This is a genomic window from Flavobacterium sp. ASV13 (assembly GCF_000745775.1).
Taxonomy (GTDB): domain Bacteria; phylum Bacteroidota; class Bacteroidia; order Flavobacteriales; family Flavobacteriaceae; genus Flavobacterium.
In genome coordinates this window covers 43,688-56,137 of record NZ_KN050752.1, presented here as the reverse complement: position 1 = coordinate 56,137, position 12,450 = coordinate 43,688, and the positions used below count along the sequence as shown (strand labels likewise).

General features: G+C 34.9%; 12 protein-coding genes. 3 read left to right on the top strand and 9 right to left on the bottom strand.

Going from position 1 to position 12,450, the window contains the following annotated elements:
- Positions 1–8 precede the first annotated feature (8 nt).
- The 4 genes from GQ47_RS20845 to GQ47_RS20830 form a co-directional block, all read right to left on the bottom strand.
- Positions 9–473 (bottom strand): thioredoxin family protein, encoded by a 465-nt coding sequence (locus tag GQ47_RS20845; RefSeq protein WP_035652668.1) that lies wholly within the window; start codon positions 471–473, stop codon positions 9–11.
- A 184-nt stretch (positions 474–657) separates the two neighbouring features.
- Positions 658–2,910 (bottom strand): TonB-dependent receptor, encoded by a 2,253-nt coding sequence (locus tag GQ47_RS20840; protein ID WP_035652666.1) that lies wholly within the window; start codon positions 2,908–2,910, stop codon positions 658–660.
- A gap of 319 nt (positions 2,911–3,229) precedes the next feature.
- Positions 3,230–4,135: an NAD(P)/FAD-dependent oxidoreductase gene (locus GQ47_RS20835; protein WP_035652663.1), complete on the bottom strand. Its 906-nt coding sequence runs from the start codon at positions 4,133–4,135 to the stop codon at positions 3,230–3,232.
- 11 nt (positions 4,136–4,146) lie between these two features.
- A complete protein-coding gene (locus GQ47_RS20830) occupies positions 4,147–4,500 on the bottom strand; it encodes a MerC domain-containing protein (protein WP_035652662.1) in 354 nt (117 codons plus the stop codon).
- Between the two features lie 93 nt (positions 4,501–4,593).
- Here GQ47_RS20830 and GQ47_RS23360 point away from each other — a divergent pair, with 93 nt between their 5' ends.
- The 3 genes from GQ47_RS23360 (at position 4,594) to GQ47_RS20815 (ending at position 7,687) form a co-directional block, all read left to right on the top strand.
- Complete coding sequence (locus tag GQ47_RS23360) at positions 4,594–4,986, top strand: Fur family transcriptional regulator (protein WP_081909399.1); 393 nt, start codon at positions 4,594–4,596, stop codon at positions 4,984–4,986.
- Between the two features lie 75 nt (positions 4,987–5,061).
- Positions 5,062–6,930: an Nramp family divalent metal transporter gene (locus GQ47_RS20820; RefSeq protein WP_035652655.1), complete on the top strand. Its 1,869-nt coding sequence runs from the start codon at positions 5,062–5,064 to the stop codon at positions 6,928–6,930.
- A 103-nt stretch (positions 6,931–7,033) separates the two neighbouring features.
- Positions 7,034–7,687 carry a metal-dependent transcriptional regulator gene (locus GQ47_RS20815; protein ID WP_035652653.1) on the top strand — a complete coding sequence of 218 codons (654 nt, stop codon included), beginning with the start codon at positions 7,034–7,036 and terminating at the stop codon, positions 7,685–7,687.
- 70 nt (positions 7,688–7,757) lie between these two features.
- Here GQ47_RS20815 and GQ47_RS20810 read toward each other — a convergent pair whose 3' ends face one another.
- The 5 genes from GQ47_RS20810 to hemH all read right to left on the bottom strand — a co-directional run bounded on the left by GQ47_RS20810 (position 7,758) and on the right by hemH (position 12,270).
- Positions 7,758–8,156: a hypothetical protein gene (locus GQ47_RS20810; RefSeq protein WP_035652651.1), complete on the bottom strand. Its 399-nt coding sequence runs from the start codon at positions 8,154–8,156 to the stop codon at positions 7,758–7,760.
- Between the two features lie 167 nt (positions 8,157–8,323).
- Complete coding sequence (locus GQ47_RS20805; RefSeq protein ID WP_035652648.1) at positions 8,324–9,106, bottom strand: enoyl-CoA hydratase/isomerase family protein; 783 nt, start codon at positions 9,104–9,106, stop codon at positions 8,324–8,326.
- A gap of 10 nt (positions 9,107–9,116) precedes the next feature.
- Positions 9,117–10,532 (bottom strand): ATP-binding protein, encoded by a 1,416-nt coding sequence (locus tag GQ47_RS20800; RefSeq protein WP_081909398.1) that lies wholly within the window; start codon positions 10,530–10,532, stop codon positions 9,117–9,119.
- Between the two features lie 142 nt (positions 10,533–10,674).
- Complete coding sequence (locus tag GQ47_RS20795) at positions 10,675–11,223, bottom strand: CopD family protein (RefSeq protein ID WP_035652646.1); 549 nt, start codon at positions 11,221–11,223, stop codon at positions 10,675–10,677.
- Between the two features lie 33 nt (positions 11,224–11,256).
- The gene (gene hemH / locus GQ47_RS20790; RefSeq protein WP_035652645.1) at positions 11,257–12,270 is read right to left on the bottom strand and encodes a ferrochelatase; all 1,014 of its coding nucleotides are present in this window, start codon (positions 12,268–12,270) and stop codon (positions 11,257–11,259) included.
- Positions 12,271–12,450 lie beyond the last annotated feature (180 nt).

The following is a 12,450-nucleotide window of genomic DNA, read 5'->3' as shown; positions in this document are numbered from 1 at the left end:
AAGGAATTTTATTTTTCCAGTTTTTCTAAAAGAATTTTAAAATCATTTGCACTCAAATAGATATTATATTGAAAAATGATTTCGTTTTTCTCATTCAAAACACATAAAGTCGGATATGTAATTTGATTATTAATTGTTCCGAGTTGTAAAGCCAGTTCATGAACGCCGACATTATTTCCGGAAGGCTGAAATTTAAAAACGTGATTATTAAACGAAATATCTCGTTTTTCCTCGGCATTAAAATCAATGAAATAGAAATCAGAATTTAATTTTTGAATGATTTCCTGATTTTTGAATGTTGTCGCTTTCATTCTTTGGCAAAACTGACACCAATCGGTATGGATGAAAACGATTATTTTTCGTTTTTGAATTTGCTGTAAGCGATCAATTTCTTCAAAAGAATTGCTTTTCAGCTGACAGAAACCTGTTGCTGAAATCCCGAAGAAGAAGATTAATAGAAATAGCTTTTTCATTTTGTTTTGTTTTTTCTGCCACTGATTGCACAGATTAAAAGGATTTTTTTTACTCGCACTAAACTGGACTGAAGTCCAGCTCTACAATATGAATCGAGCCAATGGCTCTTTAAGTTCCAGCGGAACGAACTATTTTGTAGGGCTGGACTTCAGTCCAGTTTAAATGTGAATTGCATTATTTTATTTACCTCAAAGTATATCGCAATCCCAAAAACCCACGAATAGTTTGATTTTGCCCATAAACATAAGTCGTGTCAAAAGTCAAACCATACGGATTATCAGGCGTTACCAAAACTTTTCCGGCCGAATCGTATTGTACATTTTTATCAAAAGGATCATTTGTTCTCGAAATCAAAAACGGATTCTTTTGCATTGGTGTAAAATTCAGCAAATTTTTGATTCCGCCATAAAGTTCAAAATTCTTCCAACCCGTAAAGGTAAACTGAATATTCTGAATACTGTACCAAGGCGAATTCGGACTTCGCGGATCTGTTTCGCTCAGCAAAGGCAATTTCATCGGACTGTAAACATTTCCGGTATAATCAATTCCTAAATTCCACGGCTGTATTTTGTATGAAACACTCCAGGTTGCCGTAAAATTCTCCGTCAGAAAAGGTCTTTCAGCAATTCCGTTTTGAACATTTTTATTGTTTAAAACCGTTGCTCCGACAATAAACTTTAATCCGGAAGGAAAATTAAGATCAACATTCGTACTAATTCCCTGACTCAAAGCATATCCGTCGATATTATCATAAATAATCTTGTTTGGATCACTTTCGTAGTCTGAAATGATTTTGTTGCTAAAACGGGTATAAAAAGCCGTTGTTTCGATGCCCATAAAAGTTCCGTTACCAAAATTAATTTTCTGAATATAATTCAGATTCACATTTACAGATTGTTCCGGTTTCAAATCATTCGCAATTATAACATCTCTGGAACCTGTTAGCGCAGCGTGATCTTCGGTAAATAAATTCACCACCCGAAATCCGGTTCCGGCATTTAATCTGAAAATCGTGTTTTCATTGGCTTTGAATCTATACGCAAATCTTGGCGTAAAAATAGAACCGTGAATCGAATTGTAATCATAACGCATTCCAAGCAAAACCTGGCTTTTTGGAGAAAATGTAATTTCGTCTTGAATAAAAATTCCAGGAAGCCAAGTACTTTCGGCTTCTTTGGTTGCCGTTGTGTTGTCGTCATAATAAGAATATCGGCTGGCGATTCCGGCCAATAAATCATTTCGACCTATTTTTTTATCCCAAGTCAATTGCAGAAAACCAATTTTCTGATTCGCGATATACGAAGTCGTTCCGTAACGGCTGTCTTGATAATGCACATTTCCAGAGAACGAAAGCATCAATTTTTCTTCAAATGGCAACTGATAACTTCCAATTAATTCGGCTCTTTTGGTGTAAATACTTTCGCCGTAGATTTCATCGCCTCCGCGGAATTTCTTTTCCCAGTGCACATCTCCGCCCCAACGATCTTCGTACATTCCGCGTACCGCGACCGTAAAAAGCCGATTGTTATTTCGCAGAAAACTCCATTTATTAAAAACCGAAATTCGGTCAGAAAGTGTCACATCCGTAAAATTGTCTTTGTCTTTATCTATAACCTGATTGTAATTGAAATAATTCAATCCCAAAAGTGCGTTGGTTTTTTTCCCGACATTAAACTTCATTCCCAAATCAAGATTGTTTTCGAAATAAGTCGTCGTAAAATAATCCGCAGAAAACATTGGAGCGTTTGTTGGATTTTTAGTTATAATGTTGATCAAACCGCCAACCGCTTCACTTCCGTAAAGAGACGAAGCTGGACCTTTTACGATTTCAATTCTTTCGACCAAAGAATTCGGAATTCCGGATAAACCATAAACTGTCGAAAGACTGCTGACAATTGGCATTCCGTCAATTAAAATCAAAGTATAAGGACCTTCCAATCCGTTAATATGAATATCGCCCGTGTTGCAGACACCGCAATTCAACTGAGGCCGAACGCCATTCACATTTTGTAACGCATCGTAAATACTTGGCGTCGGATTTTTTTTGAAGAAAACCGGCGAATAAACCTCAACCGGAACGGCACTTTCTAAACGTTTTACAGGTTTTAAAGTTCCGGAAACTACAACTTCATTCAATTCATTTTGGTCTTCGGTCAATTCAAAATCAAGATTGAGATTTTGATTTTCTAAAACCGAAATTTTTTGAGTTATTGGTTTGAATCCAGTCGAGGTCACATGAATTTTATAATTTCCTTTTGGAACATTTTCTAATTTATAAAATCCAACTGAATCGGTTTGAGTTTTAAAGTTTGTATTTAATAAACTGACATTAATTTCCTGTCCACTAGGAATTAATCCGTCAATTTTTCCCGATATATTTTGCGAATAAAGGCGTGTAGCAGAAATTATTAATATTGTCAAAAATAAATATTTCATTCTTATAAAATTAAATTTAGACAAAACTAAAAATTAAATTCGACAAATATTGTTTCTAATTACAATAATTTTAAACGGATTGAATTCAATGTATTAGATTTTTGTTTTTAATAGGTATAAAAACAAAGTCACAAGGTTGTTTTTATTAAATGTTTGAATTATTTAATCTCGCAAAGACGCGAAGTCGCAAAGAGAAATTAAACCATATAAGCTATATAAGATAATTTAAGCTTGTTTTAAAATGAACTTATATAGCTTATATGGTTTAGAAAAAAAACTTTGCGACTTCGCGACTTTGCGAGAAATTTTCAGCGCATTGCTAAAAATCTTCATCAATAAGATCTTTATTTATAACCGCTCCGGCGAAGGAACCAGTAGAAACCGCAATAGCAACAGATCGCATTTGCGTTGTGCAATCGCCACTAGCATAAATTCCTGGAATATTTGTTTTTTGCATCGCATCGACTTTTACGAAACCTTGCTCGTTTATATCGCAACCCAAATCGGCTGGCAACGAGCAATGTTGCTCAAATGGTGGTTTGCTATAAATCGCCTTCACTTCTATTTTTTCTTTATTTCTGAAAATAATATTTGAAACATATCCGTCTTTATGTTCAAACGAATCTATTTCATCTTCAAAAATTGAAATACCTTTTTTATTCAGAATTTGAGTTTGTTCCAAAGTCAAAGTCGATTTTCCATTTGTGCATAATCGCAAATCTTTTGTCCAGTTTGAGATTAATTTTGCGTATTCAAAAGCCATTTCGCCATTGGCAATGATCGCTGTTTTCTCGTTTTTCACTTCATAACCATGACAATACGGGCAATGCAAAACCGAAATTCCCCAGCAATCTGCAAAACCATTTATATCTGGAAACAAATCTTTGACGCCACTTGCAAACAAGATTTTTCTGGAATTAAAAACTTCACCAGATTCGGTTGAAACTTCAAATCCATTTTCTTTTTTGATTGCTTTTACTGCAAGACCGTTATAAAAATGAATTGTTTTATAAAGATCAACTTGTAATTTGGCTTTCGCCGAAATAACAGCAGGCTTTTCACCATCTTGTGTAATAAAATTATGAGAATGCGGCGTTTGTCTGTTGCAAGGCAAACCGCTGTCAATAATCAAAACCTGACGAAGCGAACGTCCTAAACTCATAGAAGCTGAAAGTCCGCTATAGCTTCCGCCAATGATAATCACTTCAAAATCCTTCTGTTTCATTTTGATCGTTTTTAATGATTTTGTTTTTTGTGCAAATTGTAATTCAATAAATGTCCAATGATCATTCCGATTCCTCCGAAGTAAATTAGATCAAGATGCATTTCAAATATTATTTCACTCAAAATACTGATCCAAATTAAACTCATCGAAACAACCAAAATTGAAGACACTAAAAGCGACGATTTTTTCATAATTTTGATTATTGCAAATAAACCAAAAGAAGCAAAAATCAAATCGATTATTGGGTTATGAATTAGCCCTAAAGGAAGGATTGTTAGAACAGGAAAAATCAAACAATGAACGAGGCAAAATGTCGCGCTTGAAATTCCTAAAATATCGTAAAAAGATGTTGTCGTTTTCTTCATATTTTGTAGATTTGCTTAATGCAATTTAGTTGCAAATATATCGCAATTTTATCAATTGCAATATTGTTGCGATAAAATTTTTAATTTAATAAAATGAAAACTACACGTAACACTACAGCAAAGACGGCCGTTTTAGAGGTTTTTGAAAAATCCAGAACCGCGCTCTCACACACCGAAATTCAAAAACAATTGAACGACGTATGCGATCGCGTCACCATTTATAGAATCCTCGACCGTCTGGTTAACGACGATATCGTGCACAAAATTTCGAACCTTGACGGAACGGTAAAATATGCAAAATGCAATCATTCTAACCAGCGTGTCCACATACATAATCATGCTCATTTTAGCTGTGAAAACTGTCATGAAATTACGTGTCTCGAAAATGTAAAACCAAGTTACATTATGCCTCATAATTATAAAGTGAAGGAGATTAATTTTACCTTATCAGGATTATGCCCAAATTGTTTAAATTCTAACATCTAAGTTTTAGACTCGCCTAAAAATATTGTTCAGCGAATATAATTTTTACCTATATTTGTTAAAACAACATTTTTTAAAATGACCAAATCTTTAGAAGAAGTAAACCAATCGGTTGCTACAGAACATAAAAAAACAGGATTCAGGAAAATATTAGCCTTTTTAGGCCCCGCATACTTAGTCAGCGTTGGTTATATGGATCCAGGAAACTGGGCAACAGATATCGCCGGCGGAAGTCAGTTTGGTTATACGCTTGTCTGGGTTTTATTGATGAGCAACTTAATGGCTTTGCTTTTGCAAAGTTTAAGCGCCCGCCTTGGAATCGTAACACAACGCGATTTGGCGCAAGCTTCGAGAGAAACTTACTCTAAATACATCAACTACATTCTATACTTTCTGGCGGAAATTGCCATTGCCGCCTGTGATTTGGCAGAAGTTCTCGGAATGGCGATCGGAATTAATCTTTTGTTCGGAATTCCGCTTCTTGAAGGTGTTTTAATTACCGTTCTGGATACTTTCCTTCTTTTATTCTTAATCAATAAAGGAATTCGCAAAATGGAAGCGTTTATAATTGTTTTGGTCGCAATTATTGGGTTTTCTTTTATTTTCGAAATGATTTTTGCACAACCCGAAGTTCCAAAAATCCTTGCCGGACTTATTCCTTCTATCCCAAATTCGGCTGCTTTATATATTGCAATCGGGATTATTGGTGCAACGGTAATGCCTCACAATCTTTATCTACATTCTTCTTTGGTGCAAACCAGAAAATTTGACCGAACTCCAGCGGGTATTAAACAGGCCTTAAAATACAATTTTATAGATTCAACTATTGCGCTAAACCTGGCATTCTTTGTTAATGCTGCCATCTTAATTCTCGCGGCCGCAACCTTTCACAAAAACGGAATGTTTGAAGTTGCAGAGATTCAGGATGCTCACAAATTTCTTGAACCTTTATTAGGAAACAAATGGGCTCCTCGACTATTTGCAATTGCTTTGATCGCTGCAGGACAAAGTTCAACCGTCACCGGAACACTTGCAGGACAAATTGTAATGGAAGGATATTTACATTTAAGAATTCAGCCTTGGGTCCGTCGAATTATAACACGTTTAATTGCAATTGTTCCCGCTTTAATCGTGATTTACATTTATGGCGAAAGCGTAACGGGAAAATTGTTGATTTTAAGCCAGGTTATTCTGAGCCTTCAATTGGGATTTGCGATTATTCCGCTTATTCATTTTGTGAGCGACAAATCAAAAATGAATGGTTTTCATATTTCAAAAACCACGCAGATCGTTTCTTGGATTATTGCCGCAATCATTGTTTCTTTAAACGCAAAATTAGTTTACGACGAAATTACTTCATGGCTTGAAAGTTCAAACCATCCAACAGTACTTTGGCTAACTGTTGTTCCGCTTGCTTTTGCTTTTGCTGGATTATTGCTTTATATCGTTTTCAAACCTTTTATTGCAAAAGCCAAAGCAAAAACTGTCAATCATTCTCCGCATAATCTAAAACTTCAGTTTACACCAAAAGAAAGCCAAAGCATTAAAAATATTGCGGTTTCTGTCGATTTTTCTAAAGCTGATGAAGCAGCGTTAAACAAAGCTTTTGAATTAGGAGGAAGTGACGCTAAATACACGCTTATTCATATTGTCGAAACTGTTGGCGCTTTAATGTACGGTGTGCATGTACACGACCATGAAACCACAGTTGATGAAAAGCTCCTTTTAGAATACAAAAAAATGCTTTCAGAAAAAGGATTCAATATTGAAACCGAACTTGGTTTTGGAAAACCCAACAAAGTAATTCCGAAAATAATAAACGAAGGCAACTTTGATATTTTAGTAATGGGAACCCACGGCCACACAGGATTAAAAGATATTCTTTTTGGCACAACCGTAGACAAATTGAGACATAAAATTTCAATACCTTTGTTGATTGTTAAATGAAGTTGCTGAGATGCTAAGGTTCTAAGATTCTAAGGTTTTTTACAAAAATCTTAAAAGAAAACTTAGAACCTTAGCATCTTAGAACCTTAGAACCTCAAAAGAAATGACTTTTTCAGAAGAAAACTACTTAAAATCGATATATCACCTTACAGCAGCTTTGGAAACTGAAGTCAGCACGAATGCTATAGCTGAAATCATGGAAACTAAAGCTTCCTCTGTAACTGATATGCTTAAAAAGCTGGCAGAAAAAGATTTGGTAAACTATAAAAAATACCAAGGCGTTTCTTTGACGGAAAACGGAAAACTAGCGGCCAAAATGATTGTTAGAAAACACCGTTTATGGGAAGTGTTTTTAGTTGAAAAACTAAATTTCAGCTGGGATGAAGTTCACGATATTGCTGAACAATTGGAACACATCAAATCAGAACAATTGATTAATCGTTTAGATGATTTTCTGGGAAATCCTACTGAAGATCCACACGGCGACCCGATTCCAGATGCGAATGGCCGAATCATTAAAATTGAAAAACAGCTTTTATCTGAATTAGAAGAAAACCAAACCGGTGTTTGTGTTGGTGTTAAAGACACTTCATCAGAATTTTTGAAATATCTGGACAAACAAGGAATTGCTTTGGGCTCTAAAATCGAATTTCTATCTAAAGAATCTTTTGATTTATCGGTAAAAATTAAGGTTGATGGAAGGGAATTATCTATTTCAAATAAAATTGCCTCTAATTTGTTTGTGAAGCTGGTTTAATTATAGAAAATAAAAAAGAGCCAAAACTGTTTTAAAATAGTTTTGGCTCTTTTTTTATTCATTTTGCCTTCTAAACAATTCCTTTCTCAATCATCTCCAGCATAACCGGCGATGCATTTTTAAATGTCGGCGGCTGTTCAATAATACTTCCTGCGTTCTTTTTATTTACTTTGAAAGTAAGATCGTTTTCTGTTGTAAAAAGTAAAGCAGTCAAAAAAGGATTTTTTATATAAGTACCAAGAATCAATAAAGCTTCATCTAAAGTATGAATGCTTTCAATTTCTTCTGTTTTATATCGAGTCGTCAGGGAAATTGAGAATGTGTTATCTTCATTCAAAACCAATCTGAAATAGATGTTTTTGATTTCGGTATCACCCATAGTTTTGGCCAAAGTTAATTTTGCGAAAGTTCCGGCTTGAATACTTTCTTTAACTCGTTCACAAAAAAGGGCAAATATTGGTTCGTACATTTTTTTTAAGGTGCTAAGGTTCTGAGATGCTGAGTGACTAAGGTTTTACAATCTTTGTCTCTAATTTTAACCGCAAAGGTCGCAAAGATTTACGCAAGGTTCGCTAAGTTTTTAAATTTTCTTGTGTGCTTTGCGTAATCCCTTGCGACCTTTGCGGTTAAGAAAAATTATTTTCCTGTAAATTCAGCTTTACGTTTTTCTAAAAATGCTGTGGTTCCTTCTTTAAAATCCTGCGTTCCGAAACATTTTCCGAAAGATTTTATTTCCGTATCAAAACCGTTTTTGCCATCTTCGAAATTAGCATTGATTGCTTTTATGGCTTTTGCAATAGCAAACGGTGCATTTTTTATGATTTTTTGAGCAATTACAGTTGTAAACAACAATAATTCTGCTTGTGGCACAACATAATTTACTAAACCGTATTGTTTTGCTTCTTCTGCAGAAATCATCGCCGCTGTCATTATCATTTCCATTGCACGGCCTTTTCCAACTAATTGTGGCAAACGCTGTGTTCCTCCGTAACCTGGAATCAATCCTAAAGTAACTTCTGGCAATCCCATTTTTGCATTATCTGAAGCGACTCTAAAATGACAAGCCATTGCTAATTCTAATCCGCCTCCAAGCGCGAAACCATTTACGGCTGCAATAACAGGTTTTTTAAGGTTTTCGATAAAATCGAACAAAGTTTCCTGACCTTCGGCCGCTAATTGCGCACCTTCAACAACAGTATAATTTGCAAATTCTGAAATATCAGCTCCAGCAACAAAAGCTTTTTCGCCACTTCCGGTTAAAATTATAGCGCGAACTTCTTCATTTTTACTTAATAATTTGATTGCTTTACTCAAATCGCTAATTGTTTCCTTATTTAAAGCATTCAGTTTTGCTGGTCTGTTAATCGTAATGGTTGCAACTCTCTCCTCTATTGCAACTAAAATATTTTCGTAATTCATGACGCTGATTTTATGAGTTTGTAATAGGCAAAGAAACTCTAAAAGTGGTTCCTTTTCCGTATGTTGATTCAAAGGTAATTGTTCCTTTATAATTTTCTATGATGTTTTTGATAATTCCGAGACCAAGTCCCATTCCGCTGGTTTTGGTGGTGAATTTTGGTTCGAAAATTCGGCCAATATCTTGTTTTTGAATTCCGATTCCGTTGTCTTTCACGGCGATTTCAACATTGTTGTTTCTTCTTTTTACCGTAACAACAATTGATTTTTGAAACTGACTTTCAGAAATTGCCTGAGTTGCATTTTTAACCAAATTGGTAATCACACGAATTAATTGTGTACGATCCATGGTAGAAATGATTTCTTCTTCATCACTTTCAAAAGAAATATAATCTTCATTGAAAATATCCAAAGCTAATTCAACAACCTCAACAACATTCAAGGTTTCGTTTTGCTGTGCCGGCATCGAAGCAAAGTTCGAAAATGCTGAAGCGACAGCCGTCATCGTATCAATCTGCTGAATTAAGGTTTCGGAATAATCATTCATCTTCTGTTTAACGTCAGGAGCGCTTGGATCAAATTTTCTTTGAAAACTCTGCACTGTTAAACGCATTGGCGTAAGCGGATTTTTAATTTCGTGCGCGACTTGTTTCGCCATTTCGCGCCAGGCTTCTTCACGTTCGCTTTGCGCTAATTTAATCGCACTCGTTTCGAGTTTATCCACCATTCCGTTATACGCTTTAATCAGGAAATTGACTTCTTTGCTATTGGCTTCCAGAACAATTTTTTCGTTTTTCTGATCCAGATTGGTTTCTTCCAAACGATCTGAAATCGTTTTTAACGATTTTGTAATGTAAGTGGAAAGGAAATATGCTAATCCAAAAGCTACAATCAGCATAAAAGAATAGACCTGACTTAAGCGAATTAAGAAGGTATTCAACTCATTATCATAATAACCGTCATCTTCTAAATAAGGAAGATTTAGAATTCCGAGTGGTTTGAATTTTTCGTCTTTAATTAAACTGTATGAAGATCGGTTTTTAACTCCGTCTATAGTTTTAATGTCTACAAATCGTTTTTCAATCGAAGAACGGACCAATTTCAAAATATATTCCGGAATTGGAGGCGGTGCTTTATCTACAGCAAAAGACTCTTTTGAAGATTTTAAAAGTTTTCCGTCAAGACTGTAAATATTGATTTCGATTTTATGAATCTGAGCTAATTCGTGGATTTTATCTTTAAAAATCAAATCCAGATTTTGGGTTTTTAGTGGATAAGTTGTAGTCGAAAGCACATAATTGATATGTTCTTTTACCGCATTTTCTTTTCGTTCTAAACGTTCCTGATGATATTCTTTTGCTTCAGTCTTAAACTGAATAATCGAAATCGAAGCCAATAAAAAAGATGCCACAACAATCAATACAATCATCGACAGGAAAATCCTGGTACGAAGCGATAGCATTGACATTTTGAAGTTGTTTAGCATAGTTTTTGTTTTGTTTGTTTCAGGTTTCAAGTTTCAGGTTCGTCGCGGTTGGCAACTTGAAACCTGAAACTTGAAACTAAAAAAACTATTTCTTCTCACGAATACGTTTGTAAAAACGGAATCCCAACATAATTAAAACCGAAAATAAAACAATTCCGATTACACCGAAAATCCAGTTGATGGCGCTTTTTAAAACTACTAAAAAGACAACGGCAAATAAAATAATCGTTGCACCTTCATTCCACAAACGCATAAAATTATTGGAATATTTTACCTCATCATTTTGCAATTGTTTAAAAATCTGATGGCATTTTCCGTGATATAAATATAAAAGAAAAACGAAACACAATTTTACATGCATCCACGGCATTTTGATCCAAATATGACCAGCGTCTGTAAAAAACAGCATCCAGAAAGCAAAAATACTTGCCAAAACCGCCGACGGCCATGTAATAATGTACCACAAACGATAGGCCATTATTTTGTATTGCGCCTGAAGAATTTCTTTTTCGGGCGAAAGTTTTTCATTTGCTTCGATTTGGTAAACAAACAAACGCACAATATAAAACAACCCCGCAAACCAAGTAATTACAAAAATTAAGTGCAGTGATTTTAGATAGTTATAATATTCCATAAAGTCTTTTTTCTTTACTCTTGCCTCTTTCTTCTATTTAGCCCAATCATTAATCCAGTTAGAAACCGTCTGGCACCATTCATCATCATCATTCAAACATGGAATTGCCAAGAACTCTTCGCCACCTTTTCCTTCAAAATCTTCTTTGGCGCGCATGGCGATTTCTTCTAAAGTTTCTAAACAATCTGAAACGAAAGCTGGTGTTACAACTGCTAATTTCTTGATTCCTTTTGCAGGCATGTTATCAATTTCAACATCTGTATAAGGTTCTAACCATTTGTCTCCCGCTAAACGCGATTGAAATGTCAGACTGTATTTATCTTCGGGAAGTCCCAATAATTTCACAACTTGTCTTGTTGTTTCGTAACATTGGTGACGGTAGCAGAATTCATGCGCCGGAGATGGCGTGTTACAGCAAGAACCGTCAATTTTACAATGCGATTTTGTTACGTCGGTTTTGCGAATATGACGTTCTGGAATTCCGTGGTAAGAAAACAATAAATGATCGTAATCAAAACCAACTAAATGTTTCTGAATAGAATCAGCCAAATTCTTTATATAATCCGGTTTATTGTAAAATGCCGGAACATCTGTAAATTTCATGTGAGGGAATTTCTTCTTGCGAATTTCTTCGGCCTTTACTAAAATAGTTAAAGTTGAAGCCATCGCATATTGCGGATATAATGGAAAAAGCATTACATCTGTAACTCCTTTATCGCTCAATTCTTGAAGTCCTTTTTCTATTGTCATGCTTCCGTAACGCATCGCTAAAGAAACTGGAACATTTACAAGAGGCTGAACCTTTTTCTGCATTCTTTCAGACAATACTACTAAAGGAGAACCTTCATCCCACCAAATTTTTGCGTAAGCGTGTGCCGATTCTTCTGGTCTTTTTCTTAAAATAACACCACGAACCAATAATGCTCTCAATAAATACGGAACGTCGATCACGTATTTATCCATTAAAAATTCATCTAAATAAGGTTTTACATCTTTTGGAGTTGGACTTTCTGGAGACCCAAGATTTACTAATAATACGCCTTTCATGTTTTTTGCTTTTGGCTTTAAGTGCTAGACTTTAAGCTTTTTATTTGTTTTTAAAATTTCGTCAAAAGTATGATTTGAAACTTTTTAGAAATATGATAATTATTACTTTTTAATTATTGTAGAATATTTAAAATCGATTTGGATAATTCGTGAAATTTTTCACGCAGATTTACACAGATT

Excerpts from the sequence above, each read along its gene's own strand:
- GQ47_RS20810 (WP_035652651.1), bottom strand. The coding sequence starts at position 8,156 with ATGTACGAACCAATATTTGCCCTTTTTTGTGAACGAGTTAAAGAAAGT.
- GQ47_RS20835 (WP_035652663.1), bottom strand. The coding sequence starts at position 4,135 with ATGAAACAGAAGGATTTTGAAGTGATTATCATTGGCGGAAGCTATAGC.
- GQ47_RS20795 (WP_035652646.1), bottom strand. The coding sequence starts at position 11,223 with ATGGAATATTATAACTATCTAAAATCACTGCACTTAATTTTTGTAATT.
- GQ47_RS20845 (WP_035652668.1), bottom strand. The coding sequence starts at position 473 with ATGAAAAAGCTATTTCTATTAATCTTCTTCTTCGGGATTTCAGCAACA.
- GQ47_RS20820 (WP_035652655.1), top strand. The coding sequence starts at position 5,062 with ATGACCAAATCTTTAGAAGAAGTAAACCAATCGGTTGCTACAGAACAT.
- GQ47_RS20815 (WP_035652653.1), top strand. The coding sequence starts at position 7,034 with ATGACTTTTTCAGAAGAAAACTACTTAAAATCGATATATCACCTTACA.
- GQ47_RS23360 (WP_081909399.1), top strand. The coding sequence starts at position 4,594 with ATGAAAACTACACGTAACACTACAGCAAAGACGGCCGTTTTAGAGGTT.
- GQ47_RS20840 (WP_035652666.1), bottom strand. The coding sequence starts at position 2,910 with ATGAAATATTTATTTTTGACAATATTAATAATTTCTGCTACACGCCTT.
- GQ47_RS20805 (WP_035652648.1), bottom strand. The coding sequence starts at position 9,106 with ATGAATTACGAAAATATTTTAGTTGCAATAGAGGAGAGAGTTGCAACC.
- GQ47_RS20800 (WP_081909398.1), bottom strand. The coding sequence starts at position 10,532 with ATGATTGTATTGATTGTTGTGGCATCTTTTTTATTGGCTTCGATTTCG.
- hemH (WP_035652645.1), bottom strand. The coding sequence starts at position 12,270 with ATGAAAGGCGTATTATTAGTAAATCTTGGGTCTCCAGAAAGTCCAACT.
- GQ47_RS20830 (WP_035652662.1), bottom strand. The coding sequence starts at position 4,500 with ATGAAGAAAACGACAACATCTTTTTACGATATTTTAGGAATTTCAAGC.